This is a genomic window from Providencia sp. PROV061 (assembly GCF_011045655.1).
Lineage (GTDB): Bacteria > Pseudomonadota > Gammaproteobacteria > Enterobacterales > Enterobacteriaceae > Providencia > Providencia hangzhouensis.
The window spans coordinates 3,038,457-3,065,018 of record NZ_CP042861.1 but is presented as its reverse complement, the minus strand read 5'-3'; the positions used below and the strand labels follow the sequence as shown (position 1 = coordinate 3,065,018).

The following is a 26,562-nucleotide window of genomic DNA, read 5'->3' as shown; positions in this document are numbered from 1 at the left end:
TCTTTTATTCCAATACCGTAATGGTGACACTTGGCTTTTTAGCCGGTTTCCCTAAAAAGCTTTGCCAACCTAATTGGTTATGATTTTTTTTACCTAAACAGAAACCTTCAGCTTGATCTTCGGCAATACTAAGACGTAAATCCCAAGCTAATTGCTCATGAAAAATGTAAGAAACGAAGGCGACGAGAGGAGCGAAATCACTACCGTTAGGTAAAAAACGCATATAACGCTCTATAGTTAACTCGCTGATTTCTATAGTGCATTTTCCGTTGCAATCATGTATATGAGATCCAAGACTAAAATTTTCACCTAATAACATTCGAGGGCGAGATTTTTGTCCGGGTTGATGAGAAATAATACCTAACTTATTTTGTTGTGATTCTGGGATAGGAACACGGCGCGTTTCCCAACCAATAACCGATACATTTTCTAAGTCAAAACAATGGGATATTAGACTGCTAATGACATCTGCTGAACGGCTCGGACTCGCTAAAAGCCCTGCATAAGCGAGCATTTTGCTGTGATTGATTTTAATCCGTCCGCGATTAACTCCATTTCCTAAACCAACAAGAGAAAACATATATTGGGAGAAGGAATCTTGGCCTTTATTCTCAAAACAGATGTAGTAGCGATATTTCCGCCAGATACGATAGAGCAATGAGAGCAATCGATGATTAAAAATATTTAAAAAATCAGAAATCCCTGGGATTTGCTGTGCATCTTCCCAAGCAAATTCATCAAGGTAATAACCAGGAAGTGGTGACTGGCTTCCTTGTAGCCCGAGAAAAGCAACTTCTAGTTCATATTGATGAGTGGCATTTTTTTCAAAAGACACGACATCTCTCGTTGGGAACGCAACATTAGAGTGTGATTTAAAGCGAATAATATCGCTACTATCACGAGTGATATCCATGTCTTGATGAATCATTTTATTTAATAATTCAACAAGTTGATAAAAATTATACTCTGTAACCGATGGGCCTGCTTGTTCCAGCCAGCGATCGATTATTTCAGTATGTGCTGGTTGATTTGTGCTGGCCACTGATAAATTTCCTTATTATCAAGGTTAAGAACCTCTAACTCATGGAACATATTAATGCTAGTATACAAGGTAAAAAATTGAGCAATAACAGTGCAAAACAAGAACAAGCTTCCCTCAGAAAGAAAAGCGTTCTGACGTACTACCAAGGTTGTTTTTAAACCACGAACTGGCAGCCCTTTGTAGATACGTTCGATATGCTCTGAATGTAAATCAACTAATGCATCTAAACGCTTTTGGGATTGCCTTGCGGTCTGCTTGTCATAAACTGAAGGTAAATCATAAAGTTGTAATATTTTTTTTAATGAATCTAGGTTCAGTAAAGATTGATAATTTAGGGATAAATTAGTTAGCTCTGACCAATACAACGTTTTATCGAGCAGTGGGTATAAGGGAACTGTTGGTTTGAATAAATTTTTAGCTGATAAAGGCCCATAAGGCATAAATGAACGGTCTAAATCAATTGAGCGTGTAGATAACTGGGATGCGATATAGCGATTAGTACAATTGAGTGAAATCGAAACCGTTTCTTCGCATTGTTGTAATTGGTGTTCGTGTTGACGAACAAAAGAAAGCCGATGGGCGTAACCATAGGTACGCTCTTTTTGAGTTATTTTTAAACGATAATATCCATCATTTTGCTCGTGATGGTTTTGATGATAAAAACTTTCAAATGCGGTATAGGTGACCGGGTAAGCTTTAGCTTCAGATGGATAGCGTAATCCATAAACTTCATTAACGGAAAAAATATCAAAACAGTGGGCGTATTGGTAATTAGGGCTTAATACATATTCCTCATCTTTTCCTGTGAGATTGATTGCTTCACTGTCAGCACGGAATAAATTCACTATGGGAGTGCAATTCAGTTTAATACTATCGTTATGAAGAATAACCCCATCGGGGATTTCTTTATCAAAATTAATAACAAGTTTGAATTGCTTGGTTTGGATAGCTAAGGGAATGTCATCCATTCCTTGAATATCCAAAAATAGAAAGGCTTCAGGAAAACAGAAAAACTCTTGTAAGATGCGGTAGCCATCATAACTATTTTTTGGGTAAGGGAGTAATGCATCCTGTTTTTGAAAACCGACAGGTTTCACTGCAAACTGGTTAAGTGGCAATACATGCTCATCTGTGACTAGTGAGGCATTCTGTATATGCTGACTTAATAAAAAATAAAGCTGATTTGTTGTAAATGGAGAACCATTTAAATAAAAACATAATTTATTTAAACCAATGTTTGCGAGAGGTTGTATTCCATCCAATTCAAATGTTATTTCAATGGCGGTTGTTCTTTGTAAAGTTTGCGTAATTTTCGCTGGTATTAACCAGAGATCACGACTTTGGCTAAATCGACATTGAAATAAAGTTTCTTGGTTGGTATTTTCATTTTGTACATAAATAGGTGTTGCATTAAAGAGTTGGCCTGCTGAAATTTTTATCGCGTGGTGGCATTCAGAATAATTAGGCTGGTATTCAACAATTGTCATACTAGGCACAGGACGTGCGTAATTTGGCCATAGCATATTTGCTAAGCTATTGGTTAATTCAGGGAATTGCCTATCGATTTGCTGCCGTAAATTACCCGATAAATATGATAATCCGTCGATAATACGGGCACTATCAGGATCTTGAATTTTATTGGATAACAGATTAACAAGCTGCGGTTTTTCTTGCGCAACTTGTTCTGCCAAATCCTTTAAGTATTCTGATTCATTCGTAAAATAGTTTTTTGATGACATAAGAGTGTTACTTTAACTGATATCTACGATTACTATCCAAATACATATTAAACTCAATGAGTTGCTGTTGATTATCTAAGTCAATACAAGCATTAATACTGAATTGTAAAGATAAACTATCTGCATCATTTTCAATGAATTGCACATCAACACTTGTGATCCTAGGTTCATAAGTGAGGATACAACTTGCAATGCTATTCTCTAATTCGGTTTTAAAATCAACCGCAGATTGAGTCGCATCATTTAAATCAGGTATCCCTAGACATGGTGAGCCTTGGCAACCATTCGGCCGACTATTCAGGACATAATTTAAATTTTGTTTAATTGATTCAATGAGTGTATTTGTGCGTGAACGAGAGGAAAAACTCGCATTTTTCCTCTTAATTCGATCGAATAAGCTGGCTCCGCTGTTAGGGGACCAGCCATGATTGAATGACATCACTGTTACTCTTTATCAAGGCGACCAACAAGTGATAATTCAAAGTTTGCGCCCATATATTTGAAGTGTGGACGAACTTGAATTGCGACTTGATACCAACCTGGATCACCTTCAACATCAAGCACTTTAATTTCAGCTGAACGAAGAGGGCGTTTACTACGAACATCTGCTGGCGGGTTTTCTTGGTCCGCAACATATTGTTTAAGCCAGATATTCAGTTCACGCTCAAGGTCTTGGCGCTCTTTCCAAGAGCCAATTTGCTCACGTTGTAGCACTTTAATGTAATGAGCTAATCGGTTGATAATAAACATGTATGGCAGTTGTGTTCCTAACTTATAGTTAGTTTCTGCCATTTTACCCTCTGGGGTATTTGGGAAGGTTTTGGCTTTTTGAACTGAGTTTGCAGAGAAGAATGCCGCGTTATCACTACCTTTGCGCATTGTTAGGGTAATAAAGCCTTCTTCTGCCAGTTCAAATTCTCTACGATCAGTAACTAAAACTTCGGTTGGTATTTTAGTTTGTAATTCACCCATCGCTTCGAACATGTGTACAGGGAGGTCATTGACGGTACCGCCACTTTGTGGGCCAATAATATTTGGGCACCAACGGTATTGTGCAAAACTATCATTGATACAGCTTGCGAGTAAGAATGCGGTATTACCCCATAAGTAGTGCTCATGGTCTTGTTTAACATTTTCGGAATAGTTAAACATTTTCACTGGGTTTTCTGTTGGGGAGTATGGTAAGCGTAATAAGAAACGTGGTGCCGTTAATCCTAAGTAACGCGAATCCTCTGCTTCTCTCAGAGAGCGCCACTTCGTATGTGCAGGGCCTTCGAAGACAGATTTAAGATCTTTAATCGCAGGTAATTCAGCATAACTATTAATGCCGAAGAAATTAGGGGAAACAGATGATAAGAATGGCGCATGTGCCATCGCTCCGACAGTGCTGACATATTGCATTAACTTCATATCAGGCGCTGTGTTGTTAAATGCATAGTTCCCAACAATTGCTGCAACTGGCTCGCCGCCAAATTGTCCATATCCTGAAGAATAAACGTGCTGATAAAAACCAGACTGAACAATTTCAGGAGAAAATTCAAAATCTTCTAATAACTCTTCTTTTGTTGCATGAAGAATATTGATTTTGATATTTTCTCTAAAATCAGTACGGTCAACGAGTAATTTCAGGGAGCGCCATGATGCTTCAATTTCTTGAAATTTAGGCGCGTGAATAATTTCATCAACTTGGGCGCTTAGTTTGTTATCAAGCTCAACCAGCATTTTATCAATTAATAATCTATTGATTTGTTGGTCTTCTGATTCATTTGCGAAAAGATTACTAATGAAAGCTGCAACGCCTTGCTTTGCAATATCATACGCTTCAGTCTCAGGTGACATACGTGACTGAGCCATGATTTCATCTAAAAGAGAGCCGTTAGATGCTGGGGCTTGTTGGCCTAGAGCTTCTGTATTTAGTGACATGAAATAATCCTCTATAAACATTATTTTTGATTAGCGGCAATATCGAGTTCTTTTAGAAGTTGTTCGCGTGTTTCTTTATTTTCAAGTAATTCTTGAAGACGCTTTCTAAAAGCAGGGACATTGCCTAGAGGACCTTTTAATGCAACTAAAGCTTCTCGTAATTCAAGAAGTTTGTTTAACTCAGGAACTTGGCGAGCAATATTATCTGGTGAAAAATCTTGCAGAGATTTTACATCTAGATTGACATTAAGCTCAGAATCACTGGTGTTTTCAAGTGTATTACGGACGTTGATATTTAAATTAATACCTGCACTTTCCATAACTGAATTGAAATTGTTTTGATTAATTGAAATTGCTTTTCGTTCTTCTATTGGGGTATCTTCAGTTTTACCTGTCATATCACCCACAATCAGCATATTTAAAGGAAGTTCAACTTCAGCCTGAGCTCCACCTGTATTAGGTGTATATTTGATATTAATTCTTTCTTTAGGGGCAACACTACCGAGATTTTTCTTACTCATTTAAGTGAATCTCCTTGTATGAGTATACGATAACTTCATTCCATAAATTCAAATGCCTAAATTAAAAATTAATAATAAATTTAGAGCATACAGTTCCCTACACAGAACAGATTCTATGTTAAGAATTTTTTTCCCAGAAAGGTGTTTAAACTATCAAATTTTTATGTTGTATTTTTTAGTTTGTTAATAATATACAAATTTAACTTAGGATCAACATGTAAATTGTTATTTGAATATAATTTCGTGATATTTAGTTTGAAATGTATTCTATTTTCATGGGGTGTTTTAGTTGAAAATTTCATTCATAATCTTATAATGCGTATTCATAGTTTATATGGCGATTTTTTTATCAGAATAATGATGAGTATAAGTATTTTTGCACGCTAGATAAATCTTGTTCAAGAAAATTAAGTATGAAAAGTCTGTGATGTAAATCAATTTTTTACAGTATGTAACATATTCATATATTTTTCTTACATAATTTAATTTGATTATCTATTTAATTTTATTAAAGAGAAATGAGATTTATTTTTTTACAAAATTAATATGAAATTTATAGGGGGATCATCTTATGTTTTTATATGAAAAGTTTGAAAATGAACGGAAGTATTAATGTTGACATGATGAAGTCATAATTACCTCTTGATTGAGTAAGAAATGAAATTGTAAATCACATAAATTAGGATGATTGGGAAACTCTATGAGGTAAAAGAAAAATTTCAACAAGTTATAAAAATAAATATTTTATTATTTGTAACAAACCCTATTCAGCCAACGGAAGAGCCTGGACTATAAATTCAATAACTCTTTTTCTTTTTAACGCCTTAAGGTAAATTTATTATCACAAATGATTATCATAATCATTTGTGGGCAATGTATCAGTTCTATTATTATAGTTGTTGGCTTCATTAAAATGGAAAAATTTCAAAGTGAATGATAAGCCGAAGGTTTCCTATCTATTAGCTGGCAGGAACATAAGTAGTAACTTGTTGAAATTGTTTTATAAAGATAATATTTAATATCTTAATGCCATGGATTTTATCAAGATGAATAAATTATTAGTTCCAGTTTTTTGTATTGTTTCTTTATCTGGATGTGCAGTGACTGAGTATAACTATGTTCCTGAATCACAGAAAATTAGTGAACCCCGAATAGGTCAGGTGAACCATATTACAGTAGGGCAACCCTTAGTAAGAGAAGGCAACATTAGCGAAATAGACGGAATTAAAATATTAAACCCTGTACAGATAGATTTGGCTTACAAAATTATTCCAGGTGTATTCAAAAAAGTGGGGTCAAGTGATAAAGGCGATTTTTATATGCCAGACCAAATAGTTGACTCTGGTTCGGTCGTTGTTGAGGTTTTAGGGCAGCCTTGGAATTCACTTTTAATTAAAAAAGACTCTACTCCTAATGAGATTTGTATCGTAACAGATGTTAATGTTGCTGTTTGTAGTGATAAAGCACAAATCGAACAAGTAAAACTAAATAATACTGATGGTAACTCATTTGAAGAAGCCTTAATTTTCAACGGGATAAATGGCCATGTTGTTGATGTTAGTTATCAGAAAATAGGTTCGAATATTGAGAATCAAGGGTTTGGCGATACTATTCAGTATAACCTCAAGAATAGCGATATTATTTCTTATCGAAATGTAAAATTAAAAGTTATCGATAGTTCAGAAAACTCATTAACCTATACAGTGATAAGTAATTTTTCTGAAAATTAATGTGCTGAACATTAATTAATCAATTGAAAAACAGCGTTAAACTAAATTTAATCTCTAGTTAAGCGCTGTCGCAACATTTTTTCTCCTTTTATCCACATTCTAACTTCAAAATATTTGGATCACATCGACAATTGTAGAATATTGTCTTTTTAGCATACGTCACATACTCTAAGTTAAATTGATTTAATTTAGAGGGCGTTATTTATGATGAATATCCAATCTGATCACCATAGCTTTTTTATTTTATCTGATGACAAGCAAACTCGCATTGCTGAGATAACCTTTGTTTATACTGGCGATGATCTGGTGATTATTGACCATACAGTAGTTGATGAAAGCTTAAAAGGACAAGGCATTGCAAAGTTACTAGTTGCTAAGGTTGTTGAGCGAATGAGAGAGGAGGGTCGAAAAATTATTCCGTTATGCCCTTTTGCAAAAGCAATATTCGATAGAACACCTGAATACAATGATATCCGCCAATAATATTTGCTAATTACTGATGAGGTCAGCATGAGTATTCAAAATAATGATAAAATACTTAACTTACAGTTAATTACAGCACGCTCAAAAGATGTTGGTGGGCTTCCTGTTGCACGAGTTTTACCGACAAGAGAACGTAGACTAATAGGTGCTTGGTGCTTTCTTGACCATGCTGGACCTACGGTTTTTAAAGGAGATTCAGAGGGAATGAAGGTATCACCTCACCCTCATACCGCTTTACAAACATTCACTTGGATGATTGAAGGTGAAGTATTACATCGAGATAGTCTTGGTTATGAACAGGTTATTCGGCCAGGACAGGTCAATTTAATGACGGCAGGTTATGGGATCAGCCATTCCGAAGATACCTACGGAGAAAGTCGCCAATTACATGCTGTACAACTGTGGATCGCTTTACCGGAAGCAGTTAAAGATATTTCTCCACGTTTTGACCATTATCCTACGCTACCTCGATGGTCTGAAGGAGAAATGCATTTCAACTTATTAGTTGGGGAATATGGTACTTATAAAGCACCAACACTGACATTTTCCCCTTTGGTCGGGCTCGATATTATTGCTAAGAAAACCGCTCGACAAGTTTTAACGTTATGCTCTGAATTTGAATACGGTATTTTTGTTGTAAGTGGAAGTGCCGTTATTGAAGGGCAGCAAGTGAATAGTAATGAATTAATTTATTTAGGCAAAAGTATCACTGAAATTTCTGTAGAGCTAGCTTCAGATAGTCATATTTTATTGCTCGGTGGTGAGCCTTTAAATGAATCTGTACTAATGTGGTGGAATTTTATTGGTCGAACTAAAGCTGATATTCATGCTGCTGTTGAGGAATGGAACCAAGGAAACCCACGTTTTGGCCGTGTTTTTAATGATGAACGCAACCCTACACTTGCTCCAATTATGCCATAATCAATTTAAGTAACTTCTTTGTTATTTATTTTAAGCAAACCGAGAATGGCCTTAAATTTAATTTAAGGCTCGTTTTTAGTACTAAGTTTATGAGTTCATAACCTGACTTTTATCGAAAAACTGATAATATGTATACAAAAGGCTATTTTTAAGTCAAAACAAGCCGTAGCCGTTAGAGGTAGACGATAAAAATGAGTAAAAAATACCTATTGGGAATCATTTATTTAAGTTTATTCCCTGTTTCTTTTGCATCATTAGCGTTTCAAGAACAGCAATATAACCCAGTGGTGTTTAATCTGGCTCAGCTTTATGATTTCAATCCTGTTAGAGGTGCTGTTAAGCAAATAAAATCAGTTGTTTATAATGAGGATAAATCAATTAATTATGAATCAATGTTAAAAATTGGTCATGATGGTTGTGTGGAAAGTTTTTCTTTTGATCAAAAGAAAGATGAGTATTTAAATGGTGCTCATAACTATCTTTTTGTAAAGCGAGTTAAAAATAAATTGATTGGTCGAGACGTTAGTGGGCCTGTCGAAATGGTGATAGGTGATAACTGTCAAATAATGTCTAAAAAAGATTCGAATGGTGAATTAATCTACCAATATAACCAAGATGGCATTATTGCTGGCTCACTGCTTGCTGACACGAAAAAACAATATAGCAAAAATGATTATAATGAATTTAAACTTCCAACAACGATAAAATATTTTAAAGATAATGCAATCATATCAGAGACTATAGTAACTTATGGGAAAGATATGAGTAAGCCGTTTGATCACATGATGGACATACGCGCGTTGGGGCAAACAATATTACTCGTCAATTCTAAGTGTGATTATAACGCTAAGAATATTGCCTATAAATGTGACTTTATTTTAAGTCTTAATTCTAATGGTAATGAGATTAAACTACTAAAAAACAGTACTACTGAAGTCGACTTTTATTAAGTATAGGAGATATTCAATGGCTATTTCTGCAAGAAACCAATTGTCAGGTGTTGTTGATTCAATTGTAATGGGAGCGGTAAATGATGAAGTTATACTCGATTTAGGTCATGGTGAAAGCATTGCGGCAGTGATTACCAAAAATAGTACTAAACAACTCGGTTTAGAAAAAGGTAAACTGGCGACAGCAGTAATAAAAGCGCCTTGGGTTGTATTAGTATCTAACGCTGAAGAGTATAATTTCTCTGCTCGTAATCAATTTAATGGTGTAATTGAATCCATTGAAAAAGGAAGCGTTAATTCTGTGGTAAATTTAAAAACCACTGCAGGAACTTTGTTATCTGCGGTGGTGACAAATAATAGTACCGTAGAGTTGGGGTTAAATGTTAAAAGTAAAGTGACTGCGATTATCAAAGCTTCCAGTGTTATTTTGGCAACTAAGAAGTAGTGCAAAATATTTAAGGGCTGTCATGGCAGCCTTTTGTAATTCGTTTGTAATCATGACGCGCTTTCTAGGTCAATAATTTTAATGTGTTTACCTTTAAGTTCAATAAGTTTCCTTTCAATTAATTTCACTAGTGTACGGTTTAATTGCCTGACAGATATACCAAGCATAGCAGCTAATGAATCGCGATTTTCCAATTTAAATTCAGAACCATACTGGCTTTCGGCAAAAATTAAATAGCGCCTCAATTTATATTCAGCAGAGAATGAAGAGGAAGAGTGTAGCTGTGATGCATTAAAAAGCTTTTTGCTAAGATGTTGACAGATAAACTGTAAAAAAATAGGGGAGTTAAGCTCTTTTTTCTGAATAACCTGTAACGGAAATGCCAGCAAATAACACTCTGTAATTGCCTGTATTGTGCTATATATATGGTTGTTTTTGCTGTTATTATTCTGAAATAACTCTAAATCACCAATAACTGAAAAGGCATTTTCAAATGAAAAAATAACATGCTTACCGTTTATTTCATAACGTTCAACCTGTAGTTTCCCCACAACAAGAAAGTAAATAAAATTAATTTTGTCATTTTGTGATATTAAGTATTCAGACGTATCTATTCTAAGCAGTTTTACTGACTTTATTGTTTCCTCAGATAGAATTTTATCAAGCTGATAGAGAGTAAAATATTCTTCAATTTTTTCAGAAGAGGTAATTTTTTTCACAATTCATTCTCTCAGTACAGGTACTTTCGGATAACAGTATGACATAAATTGGCGTGTGTAATAAAGGACATATGTCCTTTTAAAAATGGCAATAACTCTGCAAGCTTATTCAAAAATAACTCTCAGGATATTAACATGAAAACGCCTTTAAAACCTTTAAGCGGATTTACTCAAAGTATAAAAACAGCAATTAACGTTATGCCAAAAGTGGAACTACATGTGCATTTGGATACGTGTTTAAGTTTTTCTTATGTTAAACAGGCTATTCCGACACTCACGTTTAATGAATTCAAACAAGGTTTTATTGCGCCAACGAGATGTGAGGATCTTGGCGATTTTCTACGGTGTATTGAACCGCAACTTAATATATTACAGACAAAATCTGCAATAGTATTGGCTGTTGATGATTTGTTTGAGCAATTAAAAATGGATAATGTGATTTATGCCGAAATTCGGTTTGCTCCTTTATTACATACTCAGCAAGGCCTTTCAAGCCGAGAAGTTGTTGATATAACATTAGATGCGGTTAATTCAGCAGTTAAAAAGTATGAAATAGAAGCTGGCTTGATTTTGTGTACCTTGAGGCATTTTACTGTCTCTCAAAGTCTTGAAACGGCAAATTTAGTTGTGGAGTATCAATATCGTGGTGTTGTAGCGCTAGATTTAGCGGCAGATGAGGCTCGTTTTTCACTAGACAATCATGAAATGGCATTTAAGTATGTCAGGGAGCATGGAGGGAATATTATCGCACATGCTGGTGAGGCTTTAGGCTATGAAAGTGTGATTGAAACATTGGATAAATTAAAAGTGTCACGCATTGGACACGGGGTAAGAAGTATTGAAAATTCAAATACGATTAAAAAACTCAAAGCATTAGATGTATTACTTGAAGTTTGTCCAAGTTGCAATTTAGTGTGCAATGTCTTTGACAGTATTGAAAACCATCCTATTAATGAGTTGAAGAAGCAGGGCGTTAAATTAAATATAAATACTGATGCGCGAACAGTGGCGAATGTAACATTAAATAAAGAATACCAATTATTGCATGATATATTTGGTTGGGGTATTGCTGATTTTACTGAGTGTAATATAAATGCATTACAGGCAAGCTTTATTGAGGAAGAAAAAAAAGCCCTATTGATTAAAAAGGTATTAAATCAATAGGGTAGAATGAAAGAGAAGGAGGATTTTATCTTCCTTCTCCGATTAGTATCAGATAATAATGAGCATAAATTAAAATTTGCCACATTACGATTGACTGAGACTTATCCTATGCTCATTATTAGGATAAAATATAATGTAATTAAAAACCAATCATATTATATTTTGATTTTACACTATTTTTGCAATGTGGTGATATAATTGAAATTAGAAAAATATTTTCTAATTTATAGAATAATAAAGATTAAGTTCTAACTTAGAATTATGTTATAAATAGATGAGTTGAAATTATCTATTTATAACAGGATGAGCTTATGCCAGAAATAAGAATTGTTGCGACAGTAATTGCAAAAGATAATGAAGTCGAATTTGTGAAAGCAGCAACTAAATCAATCGTTGAGCCAAGTAATAGGGATGAAGGTTGTCTTCAATATGAATTACATCAAGATAATGCTAATCCAAATATTTTTATTTTCTTTGAAATTTGGAAGGATCAGGAGTCATTAGATAAACATAATGTTACAAAGCATTTGCAAGATTTTATTAAGAAGATAGAAGGTAAAGTCGATTCATTAGATGTGAAATTAATAAGTAAAATTGCATAATGTTAATTAATGATTACTAAATAATAATAAAAAGGAATACAAATGTATTCCTTTTTGAATATGGATTAATTAAAAATTTCAGTGAGATGTATTTTATAATCATTGATATATTTTTCAATATTAGGTTCTTTGATCACGTCGTTAACCATAAAGGTTGGGAATTTTTTCAATCCGAGAAATTGTTGTGATTTATGAAAGGCAAAATAGACTCCATCTACACCTCGACCGTCAAAAAAATTATCAAATTCATCAAATGCATCGATAGGAGCATTCCAATCCACTGAAAGCATATACTTTTTCCATGAAGTAGGCCCCCGGTACCATATTGCTTGCTTGGATTTTGGCGGGTACGGCCATCATTTGCATATAAATGACCGTGACGGAGGGTATAAACGTCATCCATATATTTTTTTACCATCCAAGGCATCATCATCCACCAGCCAGGTATTTGGTAAATAATCGCATCTGCCTAAAGAAACTTTTTAACCTCATTCTCCTCAGCAGTTAGGTCAATTTGCCTTGTGGTACGGTTAAGTAAATTGACACCTAGTTTTCTTCCAGTTTTTTGACGATTCGGCTTACCGAGGAATTTGCTAAATTAAGTTTATCAGCCGCTTTACTAAAACTTTTTTGTTCTACCACTTCAATAAATACACGGGCTTCTTCAGATGTTGCTCTCATAATAATTTTGTTAGCCAATAAGATGATAGAAAAGGTGGTTATTATAATAACAAAGATAGACATTAAAATTTAAACTAAAAGTTTTAAAAGATGGAGTTTTATTAGGCTTTTAACCTAATCATATTGGAGTCTGATCTATCGCTTTTCTTAAAAGAACTTTTAATGCTTCTATTTTGTTAAATTTTGACAAAAATCTTACAAATTATAGAATAAGAAGGAATTGGTCATAGGACTCGTAAGCGTTTACGTTAACCAACGCATATAACTTTTGGCCACACATAGGTTATGTGCTTTGTGTGTCTGTTAACCTTGGAGTCTTTTATGTCACATCAAGACCGTAATTATATTTTAGGTATCCCAAAGTTACCTGCTCGGGCGATGATTTTTCTTGTTCCTTTCTTTTTATCCCTTGTCATGAGTGGAATTGTTTCGCTGATTAGTACCATAAGAGCCTTGGGCTTCACGAGTGACGTGTTTTCACCTTGGTTGAGCTCGTGGATGCTTTCTTGGATGATAGCTTTCCCAACCGTATTTTTTGTTTTACCAATTGCAAGGCGTATTTCATTGATGTTAGTGAAAACCACATAACCGTGTTGATAAAAGTTGCTAATATAATAGTGAATTTATGGGTATTATTTTGAATGGGTTGCTATGTCGATAAAAATTATTGGTTTGTTCTTTATCACTGCGTTGGCTGAAATTGCAGGCTGTTACTTTCCTTATCTTTGGATGAAAAAGCAAGGTGGGGCTTGGCTATTGATCCCGGCAGCCTTAAGTTTAATGCTATTTGTCTGGTTACTCACATTACACCCAGAGGCAAGCGGACGAATTTATGCGACTTATGGTGGAATTTATATTGTCACGGCATTAGCTTGGCTAAAAGTGGTTGACGGTGTTTCTCTTACCGTGACTGACTGGGTTGGTGCTTTAGTCGTACTGATCGGAGCCGGTATCATTATTAGTGGTTGGAAATAGAATTCAGTGTTATCACGTCACCTTAAAAAATTAATTATTTATTTTAAAGTGACGTGGAATTTAAGCCGACAACAGAATTATTTCTTTATGTGGATTTCAGTAAATGATTACTAAATCCATAGTTAAATTTTAAATTAAATACAAGGGTTATTCTTTTCTAAGAAATAACATTATTTTCTTTTACGAAATGTTAATTGAAATGATGTTTAACTTAAATTTTTAAAATGTAACATTTGATCCAAATCAATTTAACAATAAATACTCTATTGGTAGTAATTTTAATTGATGTTTAACTACTCAGTTAATATTAATTAAACTTTTATTTTCACTTTCATTGATTTTAGGCAATATCTAATCATATTAGGCTGCTATTCTCTCACCGATTTATACAAAAAATATAAAGAGGTAGCAATGAACGTTAGTCGCAGAAAGTTTTTTAAAATCTGCGCTGGCGGGATGGCAGGTACAACTGTAGCTGCGTTAGGTTTTATGCCTGGAATGGCAATAGCTAATGTACGTGAATATAAATTACTTCGTTCTAAAGAGACGCGTAATACCTGTACTTACTGTTCTGTCGGTTGTGGATTACTAATATATAGCATGGGCGATGGCGCCATGAATGCTAAGTCCGCGATATTCCATGTCGAAGGTGACTCAGACCACCCGGTAAACCGTGGTGCTTTATGCCCTAAAGGGGCTGGCCTACTCGATTATATCCAAAGCGAAAATCGTTTACGTTATCCTGAATATAGAGCACCAGGCTCTGATAAATGGGAACGCATTAGTTGGGATGATGCTTTCACACGCATTGCACGCTTAATGAAAGATGACCGCGATGCAAATTTCATTGAAAAAAATGCGGAAGGAACAACAGTAAACCGTTGGTTATCAACAGGGATGCTTTGTGCATCAGCTGCCAGTAACGAAACGGGAATGTTGACGCAAAAATTCGCTAGATCGCTAGGAATGCTAGCAGTTGATAACCAAGCGCGTGTCTGACACGGACCAACGGTAGCAAGTCTTGCTCCAACATTTGGTCGCGGTGCGATGACCAACCACTGGGTTGATATCAAAAATGCCGATGTCGTCGTCGTAATGGGCGGTAATGCTGCGGAAGCACACCCTGTTGGGTTCCGCTGGGCAATTGAAGCGAAAAATAATAATGATGCCACACTGATTGTCATAGACCCGCGTTTTACGCGTACTGCATCAGTTGCTGATCATTATGTGCCAATTCGTTCAGGAACCGATATTACCTTTTTATCGGGCGTTTTGCTGTACCTGATTGAAAACCAAAAAATCAATGCTGAGTATGTTAAGAACTATACCAATGCGTCATTGATTGTTAGAGACGATTTTGACTTTAACGATGGCTTATTTAGTGGTTATGATGCTGATAAGCGTAGCTATGACAAAACCAGCTGGAACTATAAGTTTGATGAAAATGGTCACGCATTACGCGATGACACATTACAAGATCCGCGTTGTGTGTGGAATTTACTTCACAAACATGTATCACGCTATACGCCTGATATCGTTGAGCAAATTTGTGGAACGCCAAAAGCCGATTTCTTGAAAGTCTGTGAAATTTTAGCAACAACAAGTGCAGCAGATAAAGCTGGGACTTTCCTGTATGCATTAGGTTGGACACAACATACTGTTGGCGCACAAAATATTCGCACTATGGCGATGATCCAGTTACTGCTAGGTAACATGGGGGTTGCTGGCGGCGGAGTGAACGCGTTACGCGGGCACTCGAACATTCAAGGCTTAACCGATTTAGGGTTACTATCAACCAGTTTACCGGGTTACCTGACATTACCTTCTGAAAAACATCAGAACATTGATAGCTACCTGTCTGCGAATACACCAAAAGCGACCTTGCCAAATCAGGTGAATTTCTGGAGTAATTATCCTAAATTCTTCGTGAGTTTGATGAAGTCTTTCTATGGGGATTCAGCACAAGCAGAAAACCAATGGGGTTATGATTGGTTGCCTAAATGGGACCAAGCTTATGATGTGATGAAGTATTTTGACATGATGAGCAAAGACCAAGTGACGGGCTATATCTGTCAAGGGTTTAACCCAGTGGCTTCATTCCCTGATAAGAATAAAGTGGTTAGCTGCCTCAGTAAATTGAAATACCTGATTGTCGTTGACCCATTAGTCACTGAAACAGCGAATTTCTGGCAAAATCATGGTGAGATGAATGACGTTGATACGGCTTCGATTCAAACCGAAGTGTTCCGTTTACCATCAACTTGTTTTGCAGAAGAAGATGGTTCGATAGCCAACTCAGGCCGTTGGTTACAATGGCACTGGCAAGCCGCAGATGCCCCAGGCGAAGCGCGTAACGATGGCCAAATCTTAACCGGTATTCTGTATAAGATCCGGGAATTGTATGAGAAAGAAGGTGGCCAAGGCCAAGATCCTCTGATGCAAATGAAATGGAATTATAAACAACAGTTCCATCCTGAATCAGAAGAAGTGGCGAAAGAAAACAACGGTGTTGCACTGGTTGATCTTTATGATGCAGACGGTAACTTACAAGCGAAAAAAGGCGAGCTGCTCAGCTCATTTGCCTTATTACGTGCGGATGGTTCAACGGCGTCTTCTTGCTGGATTTACACTGGTAGCTGGACCGAGAAAGGCAACCAGATGGCTAATCGTGATAACAGCGACCCATCCGGTATCGGTAACACATTAGGTTGGGCATGGGCATGGCCTTTGAACCGCCGTGTGATTTATAACCGTGCTTCTTGTGACACCCAAGGTAAACCGTGGAATAAAGACCGCGTGCTTATCGAGTGGAATGGTAAAAAATGGGTCGGTAATGATATCCCTGACTTCAATGCTTCTGCACCTGAAGTGGGAACAGGGCCATTCATCATGCAACCAGAAGGTTTAGGTCGTTTATTTGCTATCGATAAGATGGCAGAAGGGCCATTCCCTGAGCATTATGAGCCATTTGAAACACCACTTGGCACTAACCCGTTGCACCCGAATGTGGTTTCTAACCCAGCGGCGCGAATTTTTGATGAAGACAAAAAACGTCTTGGCGACCACAAAGATTTCCCTTATGTAGGTACCACATACCGTCTAACAGAGCATTTTCATACATGGACCAAGCATGCTCGCTTGAACGCGATTGCTCAGCCAGAGCAATTTGTTGAAATCAGCGAAACACTAGCGAAAGCCAAAGGAATTGCGTTAGGCGATAAGGTCAAAGTCAGCAGTAAACGTGGTTTTATCAAGGCAGTTGCGGTTGTCACTCCTCGATTACAAACGCTGATGGTGGATGGAAAACCAATTGAAACTGTTGGGCTACCGATTCACTGGGGCTTTGAAGGCGCGACTCAAAAAGGGTTTATCACCAATACGTTAACGCCGTCTGTCGGCGATGCTAACTCTCAGACACCTGAGTATAAGGCATTCTTAGTTAACATTGAGAAGGCGTAAGGGAGGGAACATGTCCATGCAATCTCAAGACATTATTAAACGTTCCGCGACCAATAGCATTACGCCTCCGCCACAAGCGCGTGATGATAAACTTGAAGTCTGTAAGCTCATTGATGTGTCATCTTGTATCGGCTGTAAAGCTTGTCAGGTGGCATGTTCTGAGTGGAATGATATCCGTGACGAAGTTGGCCACTGTGTTGGGGTTTATGATAACCCAACGGATTTAAGTGCAAAATCGTGGACGGTGATGCGTTTTAGCGAAACCACCGAAATGGGTAAGTTAGAATGGTTGATCCGTAAAGATGGCTGTATGCACTGTACCGACCCTGGATGTTTGAAATCTTGCCCATCAGCAGGAGCAATCATTCAGTACGCAAATGGTATTGTGGATTTCCAATCAGAGCACTGTATTGGTTGTGGTTATTGTATCGCAGGTTGCCCATTCAACATTCCTCGATTAAATCCGAAAGACAATCGAGTGTACAAGTGTACCTTGTGTGTTGATAGGGTGAGTGTAGGCCAAGAGCCAGCATGTGTGAAAACCTGTCCAACGGGTGCTATCCGTTTCGGTACGAAAAAAGAAATGTTGGAATACGGTGCAGAGCGCGTAACGAAATTGCAAAATCGGGGTTATGCGCAAGCGGGAATTTATGATCCTGAAGGCGTTGGTGGTACGCATGTTGTTTATGTACTTCACCATGCTGATAAACCTGAACTGTATCATGGCCTGCCTAAAGACCCACAAATTGATACGCCAATCAATCTGTGGCAGGGCATCTTGAAACCACTTTCTGTCGTTGGATTTATCGCGACCTTTGCAGGGTTGATTTTCCACTATGTGGGAATTGGTCCGAACAAAGAAGTGAGTGATGAAGAGGAGAAAGATGACCATGAGTAAGAAAAGCAAAATGATTGTGCGGACTAAGTTTATTGACCGCGCGTGTCACTGGACGGTTGTCATCAGCTTCTTCTTGGTTGCTTTGTCGGGGATCGCGTTATTTTTCCCAACACTGAAATGGTTGACGGAAACCTTTGGTACACCACAAATGGGGCGGATTTTACACCCTTTCTTTGGCGTACTCATTTTCGTCGTGCTGATGTTTATGTTTGTTCGCTTTGTGAAGCACAATATTCCAGATAAGCAAGACTTACCTTGGATCAAAAATATTGTCGAAGTATTGAAGGGCAATGAACATGAAGTGGCTGATGTCGGTAAATATAACGCCGGCCAAAAAATGATGTTCTGGAGTATCATGAGCCTGATTTTTGTGCTCTTGGTCACCGGTATTATTATTTGGCGCCCTTATTTCGCACATTTATTCCCAATGTGGATGGTGCGTTGGGGGCTGTTGATCCATGCTGTTGCTGCGATTGTCTTGATCCATGCCATTTTAATTCATATGTACATGGCATTTTGGGTTAAAGGTTCAATCAACGGAATGATCGAAGGGAAAGTTAGCCGCCGTTGGGCGAGAAAACATCACCCTCGTTGGTACCGTGATGTCGAAGCGAAAGAAGCTAAAGCAGAAGCTGAAAGTAAAAAATAATTTACGCAGCAGACGCTAAATAACTTAAAGCCATCACATTGTGATGGCTTTTTTGTGGGGATATTGGCGAATTTGGTTTTTATTGATGAGACGGGTTTAAATAGTCACTTGCCTTGATGCGATACAGCACATGTTCTTGTAACCAATGGCCATCAGGGAGTGCAGGGTGATAAAAATTATTTGGGTGTTTTATCATTCCAAGTCTTTGCATTACGGATTCTGATGGTAAATTGACCACTGCGGTGAACGCAACGAGCTCTTCTAGTTTTAGTTGTTCAAATGCAAATTTGATCGCGGCGTGAGCCCCTTCAGTCGCATAGCCGTGACGCCAATACTCGGGAAGTAAACGCCAGCCAATTTCAACACAAGGGGAAAAGGGCAGATTAGCAGAAGGAATATTTAAACCAATAAACCCAATAAATTGTTTGTTGGATTTCAATTCAACAGCCCATAGTCCCCATCCTCCTTGTTGAGCAAATTTATCTATGATGGTTTCCATAAATTGTGCATTTTGCTGCTCATTTAGTACTGAAGGAAAATAGCGCATGACATCGGGGTGGCTATTCATTTGGTAAAGTGGTTGCTTATCTTCTTCTTGCCAGCCACGTAACCGCAAACGTGCAGTTTCTAATCCAGTGATTTTCATGCCGACTCTTTATTAAGGCGCATGTGCAGAATAGGGAATGGATTGCCTTCACCATCTAATTCAGAACGTGCGTATTGTTTAAAACCCATATGCTGATAAAACCCGATAGCTTGAGGGTTTTGTTCGTTAACGTCCAACTCAGTAATACCTAAGGTATCAATAGCATATTGAAGAAGTTTCTTCCCTGTGCCTTGGCCTCTATTTTCTTGAGAAATAAATAACATTTCAAGACGGTGTTTATCGCATCCTAGAAAACCGGTCATATTGCCTGCGCTATCGAATGTCACAAAAACAGCTAAATGTGGTAAATAAATATCTTTGATAGCAATTTTTAGTTCAGCAATTTTTTCTTCAGTTAAAAAATGGTGAGTTGCCCTCACTGAAGACTCCCAAACACGAATAATATCATCATCGTGTGCACGTGTAGCGCTTTGGACTATCATTATATTGTCTCCGTATATTGACTGGAAAATATTAACTTTTGCTTTTCTTATGTCAACCGCTGGTTTTAAATTTACTTTAAGGTTGTTTTTGAGATATTTATCGCAGAAAAAAAAGTCAACTTCGTCATTATTAGATAAGTTACGGCGTAATTTTCTCGCCAAATTTTTTATATAGCGATAAACGTATTTTTCTTTGTTGATTTAATCGTAGGGGTATCTTAATGAAATATAAATTACTAACTCTCTGTTTATCCGCGGCATTATTAACACCTATTGCACCTGCATTGGCGAATACAGAGACCAAAGCAGATATGGTTTTGGATCAAGTTTTAGTCCTTAGTCGCCATAATTTACGTACACCTATTGTAAATACCGGTATTCTTACTGAAGTAACTGATAAAAAATGGCCTGCTTGGGATGCACAAAGTGGATATCTCACAACGAAAGGTGGCGCACTTGAAGTCTATATGGGGCATTATTTTAGGGAATGGATAGACCAAAATAAATTACTTGCAGATGAACTGTGTCCAACGAGTAACGAAGATATATACCTTTATACAAATAGTCTACAAAGGACGATAGCAACTGCCCAATTTTTTGCAGCAGGAGCCTTTCCTGGATGCAAAGTAAATATTCATCATCAGCCTGAAATTGGTAAGATGGACCCTGTTTTTAACCCAATTATTACGAATGCCTCTCCTGAATTTAAGCAACAGGCACTCGCTGAGATGGAAAAATATTTTAAAGGTTTATCACTAACTGCGGGTTATGAAGAATTAGATAGTGTATTGAACATTAAAGATTCTCAAAAATGTAAAACAGATAAGTTATGTAATTTAAATAGTCAAAAAAACAGTTTTATTATTGAAGCAGAAAAAGAACCGGGCGTCAGTGGTCCATTAAAAATTGCAAATTCAGCGGTGGATGCAATAGACCTTCAATACTATGAAGGTTTTCCTGCAAATGAAGTCGCTTGGGGGCTTGTGAATACCCCTGAAAAATGGAAAAAACTGAATACGTTAAAAAATGCTTACCAAGAAACGTTATTTACACCAAAAATTATTGCCAAAAATGTCGCACATCCAATATTAAATTATATCGATAAAGGTTTTGTTTCGGCCGATAAAGGAGAAACTGCAAAATTTATATTCTTAGTCGGTCATGATTCGAATATTGCGTCATTGATGTCAGCAATGGATTTTAAGCCATATCAATTACCAGAGCAGTATGAGCATACCCCGATTGGGGGGAAATTAGTATTCCAACGCTGGACGGATAAGCAAGCTAATAAAGATTTTATGAAAGTAGAATATGTTTATCAAACAGCAGATCAGCTGAGGGATAACACCTATTTATCATTACAGACCCCTCCTAAACATATCACATTAGAGCTAAAAGGGTGTCCAATTGATAAAAGCGGCTATTGTTCTTGGGAGGATTTCCAAAAAGTCATGGCGACAGCCCTAGAGCAGTAATAACAAAGCCTAAGTGCCCCGCTAACTTGAGTGGGGCATTATTTTTTGGGATGATAGCTAAATTATATTTTCGGTTTATGAATCTCTTATGTGGACAAAACAGTCACGATGCCTATTCAGTTTTTACAGCTAAATCAAATTAGTATTGCAGATCTTATCGCATTAAATACTCATCCAGCCGTACTCGAACATATGCCTTTAGGGAGTAATCAATTCGATGAACAGGCCTGCCGTCAGTGGGTCATAGGAAAAGAGCAGCATTGGGAGCAATATGGCTATGGCGTATGGGCCATTATAGTTGATGGCCAGTTTGCTGGTTGGGGAGGGCTACAAAATGAAGCGGGCGATGCGGATTTAGCTTTAGTTTTACATCCTAAGTTTTGGGGAAAGGGAAAATATATTGTTAATAATATAATTAATAAGGCATTTACATCATTGAAGGTTGAGTCAGTCACGATACACTTACCGTTAACACGTAAGAAAGTATCAGCAATTTTGCGTTATGGTTTTATTGAGGAAGCCATCGTTGATTTTGACGGTATTCCTTTTAAGCGTTTTAGATTAAAACATTCATCAGTTTTATAGCATAAAAAAACCCTGCTAAAAAAGCAGGGCGTGAAAGTCACGAAAATGTTTATGAGTCTTTAATTTACCCTAAATGAGTGCATAAATAGCCTCATAAAGTGTGTGTCTTTGCTGTTTTTTGTAACAATCATTAAGGCTAAACCTTTTATTTGTAAAATGCGTTTATTTGGCAGCAAATAGCACTTTAGCCTTTATTATCGAACGACTAATACGCTAGTTTTCGCATAGCGAACTACTGATGCGGCATTAGAACCGAGCAAATAGGTTGACATACTCGGGCGGCGCGAACCTAATAAAATTATATCGGCGTTAATATCTTCTGCTGTTGCCAAAATTTCGTCTTTAACGGAACCGACGGTTGCTTTTGCCTTTACTTTATCTGCAGGGATATCAAATAATTTAATTTTTTCTTTTAACTCGCTAAGAATGATTTCAGCTTGTTTTTCATCATCAGGGAAGTCCCCTGGTAAGATTGTGCCACCGTAGCGCAAATAATTTGAAATTGGTGCGGTTACGGCAAGAAAGTGTACTGTTGCATCGTTCAATTTTTGTAGTGAGTTAACATGAGGAACTAATAAATTAGTGAGAGCATCTTCGGTTACATCGATCGGTACTAAAATTGTATTGTACATAATATCTCCCTTTTTCTTTTATATTATAAGCTTAGACCAATATCATACATTGTGAATTTGATTATTAATAGTAATGAATTTATTGGTGAAAGGGTGTGAGCAAGTAGCCGTAATAAGATTTTTTATCAAAAAATAGAAGTGCCCGATGTCATTATAATGAGCGACATCAGGCAAATGGTGGGGAAATACTAAGTCAGATTTATTTTTTTACGCAGGCTTCTTTTAAACCAGCTTTACAGGCTTGAGCTAGATATTCAGCTGCAGATTTTTCGTTTATTTCAATTCCTTCACCACTTTCTAGCATTTTACCTACTTGATATTGCGCTGGTGGGAATTTTTTATCAGCAGATTTTTTGAACCATTCAAAAGCCGTAATATAGTTTTGTTTTACACCAATACCTTGATAGTAAAATTGGCCCATATAATTCTGAGCTTCAACATTGCCTTTATTGGCTGATTTCTCAAACAGATCCATGGCAGTTTCGAGGTTGGCTTCAACACCATTACCGTTTAAATACATATCACCTAAAAATAACTGAGCATCAGAATTACCTTTATTTGATGCCATTGTTAGCCATTTTTTTGCTTTACCATAGTCCTGTTTAAGCTCATTCCCAAGGTAATAGCCAATTCCCAACATGACTTGCGCTTTTATATCCCCTTTTTGTGCCTCCTGTTCGATACGTTTGATGGTTTCTTTGGGAACTGCAGCAACACTTAGGTTAATTGAAAAAGCACATAAAATAATAAATGAGAGAATTCTAAGCATGATTGATGTCTTATATTAGCGTTGTTTATTTCTATTTTTTAATAAAATGTCTCGATGAGATTTACTGTCAACAAAGTATATTATACAAAGAGAATTTACATCAAAATACGTAATGTAAAATAAGCTACACGCTCATCTTTTTACGCATTTTTAGGATAATTGATTACTTCTATACTCTACGATTTTAATTGAAAAATATCAATATGTAATAAAAATTACAATATATTGAAGTATGAAATTTAATGTTTCTTAGTCATTTTATGTGTTTATTGTAACAAGAACTTAATAAAGAAAGTGGTTGAAAAATCATATAAATCAGGTGGTAATATAAGTAAGCTTTAGGCGATTATTTTAGAAAAATATCTTATGCTAATAAAATATCGATATAAAACACATAAAAAGTGAAAAAATAAATTAAATAGTATGTGCTATAAGAAAGGTGTGAATCGAAATTTACAGAATTCACACCTTCAGCAATATGCGAAAAATTTTTACTTTAACGGCTTAAGAAAGCTTATGACTCAAATAATGGCGTGGGTTTTCCGTTGTCATCAATTGCAACAAAATTAAACTGGCCATGTATTACTTCTTCACGACCATCTGAATACATATCTTCTAGAAAAATCGATACGTTGACCGTTAAACTGGTTCTTCCGACTCGAATAACTTTACCTACTAACTCAACAATGGTCCCTGAAGGGATTGGGTGGGTAAAGTTAATTTTCTCAGTTGATACCGTAACGAGGCGTTTACGGCTAAACCGTGTTGCGGTAATAAAAGAAACTTCATCCATCCAAGCTAGGGCGGTACCACCAAACAAAGTACTGTGGTGGTTAGTCGTTGTTGGAAATACGACTTTAGAGACGCGAGAAATGGATTGCTCAATTTTTTGTGCGATGACATCGTCAGCGATGGAGCTCATGGTCTGCCTTACAATTGTTACTGGGTGTATTAGAAATGTTAAAGACCAAGTGTAATACTCCTCTCAATTTAATTCAGCAATAAATGTGAAGTGAATCGTTCCAGTTGAAAAGTTTTTTCATATTTTCGTATTTAGGAAAAATAGGGGGAAATATTAAAGACTCAAAACTAGACAATGAGCCTTTAAATTGCTGAAAAAAGATGGGGGTTAATTATCTAAATATTCGGCGCTCATGCGAACTGCTTTTGCATTGCTGCCACTTTTAACGCAAGAAACTAAAAACGCATTAGATTCAGCCCAAATAGTTGCAGAAAAATCTTCGCCATCAATATCTTTTTCAATGGTAACAGGGTATTTTTCAACGCCTTCAAGCCACTCGATTAACCCTGATTTACACGTTGGAAAGTCGTCTTTTGCTATTGAGCCATTTAAAACCGGCACGGCAATTTGTGGTTTATTGTTGTCAGCAATCATGTCCTCTAATTGCTCTACGGTATACGTTTTTTCAGCGAAAGCAGTGGCGCTTAATAGTGAAATCGTTATTGCTAATAGTAATTTATTCATAATCACTCCATTTGATTTAAGTTTCGAATACTAAGCAATAGAGCCACAATAGGCAATAAAAAAACCCTTCATATAGAAGGGTTTTTGTGAGCAAATTTTACAAACATGTATTAACTAAATCTGTACAGACTAAATGGTTTCACATTCAGTGAGGGTTCTTTGCCTAATAGCAAGTCAGCTGTGAGCTCGGAAGAAACTGGGCTTTCGGTCATCCCCCAGCCTGTGGCAGTATTGATAACTAGACCAGGATATTCATTGACTTGAGAAATGATTGGGTGCTCATCTGGTGCGATGGCCATAGCACCACTCCATTGGTCAATCAGTTTAGAATCCTTAAATGCAGGGAATTCTGTTTTTAATTTCTCAAATGATGCATTCAGCTCTGGTAAATCAGGTAATGCCGTCATATTTCTGTGTTTTTCAAATGGTGAAACTTCATCCAGTTTCCAGCTTGTTGGCTCAGTAAATGAATTAATTAATTGTTCATTTAATGAAATATGCACAGGGAAATCAGGCATAGATAGCAGTGGAATGTATTTATAGCCATAGACGAAGGAGTCTTTAACAACCGGTGCAACAATCACACGAGGAGATGTTGCATAGGTACCATCTGCTTGTTCACGGAAGAAAATATTACCCGGTAAAGCAACGTTACCCCCCGGTGCAGTTGGTGAACCGGTGATCAGTTGTTGAGATTGATAAGCCGGTAATGTTGGGACATCCACACCTAAGTTTTGCATAAACAGCCTTGACCAGACGCCACCTGCCACAACAACACGTGAGGTCTTGATAGGCCCTTTCTCGGTGACGACATCAGAAATTACGCCTGCTTGAGTTTCTAAACCTCTTGCTGCACAGTTAGTATAAATTTTTATTCCTAATTTTTTCGCGTAATCAGCCATGACGAAGGTTGCAATTTCAGCATCTAAGCTACCAGAGTCTTCTTCAAAACCTGCGATTGTCCATTTAGACTGTGCACCGTTTAAACGTTGGTTGAGTTCAGCACCTTCGATAATGCGTGTTTTGAATGGGATATCTGAACCGACATTTTTACTGCGAGTATCAATCCACTCTCTAACATTGACAAGATCTTCTTCATCGAATGGCACTTCAACGCGGCCTTGAGTACGGTAGCTTGTATCTGCACCGACTTTCGCGTTCATCTCTCTCCAACGTTGTTTGCCTAAGTGGTGGAGTAAGAAGGTTTCATCTGGCATTTTATAAGTGATAACTTGGCCGTAGAAGCGGGATGATTGCTCGCCTGCGATGTTACCTTTTTCAACAATAACAACATCTAAACCACGTCCAACCAGCTCAATTGCGGTCATGATCCCCAGAATTCCAGCACCAATAACAACGACGTCAGCTTGCTGTGGTAGAGGGCCTTCAGTTCCTGCAACAAAGCCATGTCGTGGCTTACCAGGAACAAATCGACCTTCACGAGTTAACATTGGAGTTAAAATTCCAGCCCCTGCAGCAACGGCAACAACACCACCGCCAATCAAAAATTTTCTTCTAGTTATAGCCATCTTATTAAGTTCCTTATATCGAATGAGTTTTTAACAATTGACCAAAGCTTCAATTAGAAATGTTTATAATTGTAATTATATCTTTAATAATAATTA

General features: G+C 36.9%; 27 protein-coding genes and 2 pseudogenes. 14 read left to right on the top strand and 15 right to left on the bottom strand.

Annotation, left to right across the window (positions count from 1 at the left end; genetic code table 11):
• Nucleotides 1-4: 4 nt before the first annotated feature.
• From tssG to tssB, 5 genes are read right to left on the bottom strand one after another with little or no spacing between them, the layout of a single operon-like run.
• The gene (tssG, locus tag FVA72_RS14020; RefSeq protein ID WP_110591490.1) at nucleotides 5-1,042 is read right to left on the bottom strand and encodes a type VI secretion system baseplate subunit TssG; all 1,038 of its coding nucleotides are present in this window, start codon (nucleotides 1,040-1,042) and stop codon (nucleotides 5-7) included.
• Nucleotides 1,006-2,781: a type VI secretion system baseplate subunit TssF gene (tssF, locus tag FVA72_RS14015; protein ID WP_004255992.1), complete on the bottom strand. Its 1,776-nt coding sequence runs from the start codon at nucleotides 2,779-2,781 to the stop codon at nucleotides 1,006-1,008. The genes tssG and tssF overlap by 37 nt, the downstream gene beginning before the upstream one ends.
• 7 nt (nucleotides 2,782-2,788) lie before the next feature.
• Nucleotides 2,789-3,220, bottom strand: a complete 432-nt coding sequence (gene tssE, locus FVA72_RS14010) for a type VI secretion system baseplate subunit TssE (protein ID WP_094960750.1) — start codon at nucleotides 3,218-3,220, stop codon at nucleotides 2,789-2,791.
• Nucleotides 3,221-3,225: 5 nt separating this feature from the next.
• Nucleotides 3,226-4,704 carry a type VI secretion system contractile sheath large subunit gene (gene tssC / locus FVA72_RS14005; RefSeq protein ID WP_036957880.1) on the bottom strand — a complete coding sequence of 493 codons (1,479 nt, stop codon included), beginning with the start codon at nucleotides 4,702-4,704 and terminating at the stop codon, nucleotides 3,226-3,228.
• Nucleotides 4,705-4,724: 20 nt separating this feature from the next.
• Entirely contained in the window at nucleotides 4,725-5,225 is a 501-nt protein-coding gene (tssB, locus tag FVA72_RS14000) for a type VI secretion system contractile sheath small subunit (protein WP_004908059.1), read from the bottom strand.
• 1,046 nt (nucleotides 5,226-6,271) lie between these two features.
• Here tssB and FVA72_RS13995 point away from each other — a divergent pair.
• The 5 genes from FVA72_RS13995 to FVA72_RS13975 all read left to right on the top strand — a co-directional run bounded on the left by FVA72_RS13995 (nucleotide 6,272) and on the right by FVA72_RS13975 (nucleotide 9,754).
• On the top strand, nucleotides 6,272-6,955 hold the full coding sequence (locus tag FVA72_RS13995; RefSeq protein WP_187367839.1) for a hypothetical protein: 684 nt from the start codon (nucleotides 6,272-6,274) through the stop codon (nucleotides 6,953-6,955).
• Nucleotides 6,956-7,159: 204 nt separating this feature from the next.
• Nucleotides 7,160-7,438: a GNAT family N-acetyltransferase gene (locus FVA72_RS13990; protein WP_004255982.1), complete on the top strand. Its 279-nt coding sequence runs from the start codon at nucleotides 7,160-7,162 to the stop codon at nucleotides 7,436-7,438.
• Nucleotides 7,439-7,465: 27 nt separating this feature from the next.
• On the top strand, nucleotides 7,466-8,359 hold the full coding sequence (locus FVA72_RS13985; RefSeq protein WP_096864199.1) for a pirin family protein: 894 nt from the start codon (nucleotides 7,466-7,468) through the stop codon (nucleotides 8,357-8,359).
• Nucleotides 8,360-8,550: 191 nt separating this feature from the next.
• A complete protein-coding gene (locus FVA72_RS13980; protein WP_110591491.1) occupies nucleotides 8,551-9,309 on the top strand; it encodes a YnfC family lipoprotein in 759 nt (252 codons plus the stop codon).
• 16 nt (nucleotides 9,310-9,325) lie between these two features.
• Complete coding sequence (locus tag FVA72_RS13975; protein ID WP_004255976.1) at nucleotides 9,326-9,754, top strand: TOBE domain-containing protein; 429 nt, start codon at nucleotides 9,326-9,328, stop codon at nucleotides 9,752-9,754.
• Between the two features lie 50 nt (nucleotides 9,755-9,804).
• Here the strand turns inward: FVA72_RS13975 and FVA72_RS22070 are convergent, their stop codons facing one another.
• A complete protein-coding gene (locus FVA72_RS22070; RefSeq protein ID WP_110591492.1) occupies nucleotides 9,805-10,473 on the bottom strand; it encodes a Crp/Fnr family transcriptional regulator in 669 nt (222 codons plus the stop codon).
• A 135-nt stretch (nucleotides 10,474-10,608) separates the two neighbouring features.
• Between FVA72_RS22070 and add the strand changes: the two genes are divergently transcribed.
• Together add and FVA72_RS13960 are read left to right on the top strand one after the other, a co-directional pair.
• On the top strand, nucleotides 10,609-11,637 hold the full coding sequence (gene add / locus FVA72_RS13965; protein ID WP_206535590.1) for an adenosine deaminase: 1,029 nt from the start codon (nucleotides 10,609-10,611) through the stop codon (nucleotides 11,635-11,637).
• Nucleotides 11,638-11,948: 311 nt separating this feature from the next.
• On the top strand, nucleotides 11,949-12,239 hold the full coding sequence (locus tag FVA72_RS13960) for a putative quinol monooxygenase (RefSeq protein WP_004255970.1): 291 nt from the start codon (nucleotides 11,949-11,951) through the stop codon (nucleotides 12,237-12,239).
• Between the two features lie 65 nt (nucleotides 12,240-12,304).
• Here the strand turns inward: FVA72_RS13960 and FVA72_RS21735 are convergent.
• Both FVA72_RS21735 and FVA72_RS13945 read right to left on the bottom strand, forming a co-directional pair.
• Nucleotides 12,305-12,708, bottom strand: a pseudogene (locus FVA72_RS21735) (NAD(P)H-dependent oxidoreductase); the annotation flags it as partial.
• A gap of 27 nt (nucleotides 12,709-12,735) precedes the next feature.
• Nucleotides 12,736-12,920, bottom strand: a pseudogene (locus FVA72_RS13945) (LysR family transcriptional regulator); the annotation flags it as partial.
• A gap of 321 nt (nucleotides 12,921-13,241) precedes the next feature.
• On the opposite strand from FVA72_RS13945, the gene FVA72_RS13940 reads away from it, so the two are divergent.
• From FVA72_RS13940 to fdnI, 5 genes are all read left to right on the top strand, one after another.
• Nucleotides 13,242-13,508, top strand: a complete 267-nt coding sequence (locus tag FVA72_RS13940; RefSeq protein WP_004255963.1) for a DUF2798 domain-containing protein — start codon at nucleotides 13,242-13,244, stop codon at nucleotides 13,506-13,508.
• Nucleotides 13,509-13,571: 63 nt separating this feature from the next.
• On the top strand, nucleotides 13,572-13,895 hold the full coding sequence (locus FVA72_RS13935) for a YnfA family protein (protein WP_004255956.1): 324 nt from the start codon (nucleotides 13,572-13,574) through the stop codon (nucleotides 13,893-13,895).
• A gap of 411 nt (nucleotides 13,896-14,306) precedes the next feature.
• Nucleotides 14,307-17,354, top strand: coding sequence for a formate dehydrogenase-N subunit alpha (gene fdnG / locus FVA72_RS13930; protein ID WP_137019095.1), 3,048 nt, complete (start codon nucleotides 14,307-14,309; stop codon nucleotides 17,352-17,354).
• A 10-nt stretch (nucleotides 17,355-17,364) separates the two neighbouring features.
• A complete protein-coding gene (fdxH, locus tag FVA72_RS13925; RefSeq protein WP_004909723.1) occupies nucleotides 17,365-18,252 on the top strand; it encodes a formate dehydrogenase subunit beta in 888 nt (295 codons plus the stop codon).
• Entirely contained in the window at nucleotides 18,245-18,901 is a 657-nt protein-coding gene (gene fdnI, locus FVA72_RS13920) for a formate dehydrogenase-N subunit gamma (RefSeq protein WP_004255903.1), read from the top strand. Before fdxH ends, fdnI begins: the two co-directional genes overlap by 8 nt.
• Nucleotides 18,902-18,980: 79 nt before the next feature.
• On the opposite strand, the gene FVA72_RS13915 is transcribed toward fdnI, so the two are convergent.
• Both FVA72_RS13915 and FVA72_RS13910 read right to left on the bottom strand, forming a co-directional pair.
• Complete coding sequence (locus tag FVA72_RS13915) at nucleotides 18,981-19,547, bottom strand: GNAT family N-acetyltransferase (protein WP_110591496.1); 567 nt, start codon at nucleotides 19,545-19,547, stop codon at nucleotides 18,981-18,983.
• Complete coding sequence (locus tag FVA72_RS13910) at nucleotides 19,544-19,990, bottom strand: GNAT family N-acetyltransferase (RefSeq protein WP_036957876.1); 447 nt, start codon at nucleotides 19,988-19,990, stop codon at nucleotides 19,544-19,546. The genes FVA72_RS13915 and FVA72_RS13910 overlap by 4 nt, the downstream gene beginning before the upstream one ends.
• 221 nt (nucleotides 19,991-20,211) lie before the next feature.
• Here FVA72_RS13910 and agp point away from each other — a divergent pair, with 221 nt between their 5' ends.
• Both agp and FVA72_RS13900 read left to right on the top strand, forming a co-directional pair.
• On the top strand, nucleotides 20,212-21,465 hold the full coding sequence (gene agp, locus FVA72_RS13905) for a bifunctional glucose-1-phosphatase/inositol phosphatase (protein ID WP_110591497.1): 1,254 nt from the start codon (nucleotides 20,212-20,214) through the stop codon (nucleotides 21,463-21,465).
• Between the two features lie 90 nt (nucleotides 21,466-21,555).
• Nucleotides 21,556-22,050, top strand: a complete 495-nt coding sequence (locus tag FVA72_RS13900) for a GNAT family N-acetyltransferase (protein WP_226617109.1) — start codon at nucleotides 21,556-21,558, stop codon at nucleotides 22,048-22,050.
• Between the two features lie 194 nt (nucleotides 22,051-22,244).
• On the opposite strand, the gene FVA72_RS13895 is transcribed toward FVA72_RS13900, so the two are convergent.
• The 5 genes from FVA72_RS13895 to FVA72_RS13875 form a co-directional block, all read right to left on the bottom strand.
• Nucleotides 22,245-22,682, bottom strand: coding sequence for a universal stress protein (locus FVA72_RS13895; RefSeq protein WP_004255887.1), 438 nt, complete (start codon nucleotides 22,680-22,682; stop codon nucleotides 22,245-22,247).
• 199 nt (nucleotides 22,683-22,881) lie between these two features.
• Nucleotides 22,882-23,451, bottom strand: coding sequence for a tetratricopeptide repeat protein (locus FVA72_RS13890; protein WP_004255883.1), 570 nt, complete (start codon nucleotides 23,449-23,451; stop codon nucleotides 22,882-22,884).
• A gap of 514 nt (nucleotides 23,452-23,965) precedes the next feature.
• Entirely contained in the window at nucleotides 23,966-24,373 is a 408-nt protein-coding gene (locus tag FVA72_RS13885) for an acyl-CoA thioesterase (RefSeq protein ID WP_004255881.1), read from the bottom strand.
• Between the two features lie 207 nt (nucleotides 24,374-24,580).
• Nucleotides 24,581-24,937, bottom strand: a complete 357-nt coding sequence (locus tag FVA72_RS13880) for a hypothetical protein (RefSeq protein WP_094960759.1) — start codon at nucleotides 24,935-24,937, stop codon at nucleotides 24,581-24,583.
• Between the two features lie 110 nt (nucleotides 24,938-25,047).
• Nucleotides 25,048-26,466: an NAD(P)/FAD-dependent oxidoreductase gene (locus FVA72_RS13875; RefSeq protein WP_004255876.1), complete on the bottom strand. Its 1,419-nt coding sequence runs from the start codon at nucleotides 26,464-26,466 to the stop codon at nucleotides 25,048-25,050.
• Nucleotides 26,467-26,562: the final 96 nt, after the last annotated feature.

Coding starts and splice junctions, on each gene's coding strand:
- FVA72_RS13960 (WP_004255970.1), top strand. CDS start 11,949: ATGCCAGAAATAAGAATTGTTGCGACAGTAATTGCAAAAGATAATGAA.
- FVA72_RS13940 (WP_004255963.1), top strand. CDS start 13,242: ATGTCACATCAAGACCGTAATTATATTTTAGGTATCCCAAAGTTACCT.
- tssF (WP_004255992.1), bottom strand. CDS start 2,781: ATGTCATCAAAAAACTATTTTACGAATGAATCAGAATACTTAAAGGAT.
- FVA72_RS13995 (WP_187367839.1), top strand. CDS start 6,272: ATGAATAAATTATTAGTTCCAGTTTTTTGTATTGTTTCTTTATCTGGA.
- FVA72_RS13880 (WP_094960759.1), bottom strand. CDS start 24,937: ATGAATAAATTACTATTAGCAATAACGATTTCACTATTAAGCGCCACT.
- FVA72_RS13990 (WP_004255982.1), top strand. CDS start 7,160: ATGATGAATATCCAATCTGATCACCATAGCTTTTTTATTTTATCTGAT.
- FVA72_RS13885 (WP_004255881.1), bottom strand. CDS start 24,373: ATGAGCTCCATCGCTGACGATGTCATCGCACAAAAAATTGAGCAATCC.
- FVA72_RS13890 (WP_004255883.1), bottom strand. CDS start 23,451: ATGCTTAGAATTCTCTCATTTATTATTTTATGTGCTTTTTCAATTAAC.
- FVA72_RS13975 (WP_004255976.1), top strand. CDS start 9,326: ATGGCTATTTCTGCAAGAAACCAATTGTCAGGTGTTGTTGATTCAATT.
- FVA72_RS13985 (WP_096864199.1), top strand. CDS start 7,466: ATGAGTATTCAAAATAATGATAAAATACTTAACTTACAGTTAATTACA.
- add (WP_206535590.1), top strand. CDS start 10,609: ATGAAAACGCCTTTAAAACCTTTAAGCGGATTTACTCAAAGTATAAAA.
- agp (WP_110591497.1), top strand. CDS start 20,212: ATGAAATATAAATTACTAACTCTCTGTTTATCCGCGGCATTATTAACA.
- FVA72_RS13895 (WP_004255887.1), bottom strand. CDS start 22,682: ATGTACAATACAATTTTAGTACCGATCGATGTAACCGAAGATGCTCTC.
- tssC (WP_036957880.1), bottom strand. CDS start 4,704: ATGTCACTAAATACAGAAGCTCTAGGCCAACAAGCCCCAGCATCTAAC.
- fdxH (WP_004909723.1), top strand. CDS start 17,365: ATGTCCATGCAATCTCAAGACATTATTAAACGTTCCGCGACCAATAGC.
- FVA72_RS13980 (WP_110591491.1), top strand. CDS start 8,551: ATGAGTAAAAAATACCTATTGGGAATCATTTATTTAAGTTTATTCCCT.
- FVA72_RS13915 (WP_110591496.1), bottom strand. CDS start 19,547: ATGAAAATCACTGGATTAGAAACTGCACGTTTGCGGTTACGTGGCTGG.
- FVA72_RS13875 (WP_004255876.1), bottom strand. CDS start 26,466: ATGGCTATAACTAGAAGAAAATTTTTGATTGGCGGTGGTGTTGTTGCC.
- fdnI (WP_004255903.1), top strand. CDS start 18,245: ATGAGTAAGAAAAGCAAAATGATTGTGCGGACTAAGTTTATTGACCGC.
- FVA72_RS13935 (WP_004255956.1), top strand. CDS start 13,572: ATGTCGATAAAAATTATTGGTTTGTTCTTTATCACTGCGTTGGCTGAA.
- tssB (WP_004908059.1), bottom strand. CDS start 5,225: ATGAGTAAGAAAAATCTCGGTAGTGTTGCCCCTAAAGAAAGAATTAAT.
- tssE (WP_094960750.1), bottom strand. CDS start 3,220: ATGTCATTCAATCATGGCTGGTCCCCTAACAGCGGAGCCAGCTTATTC.
- FVA72_RS13910 (WP_036957876.1), bottom strand. CDS start 19,990: ATGATAGTCCAAAGCGCTACACGTGCACACGATGATGATATTATTCGT.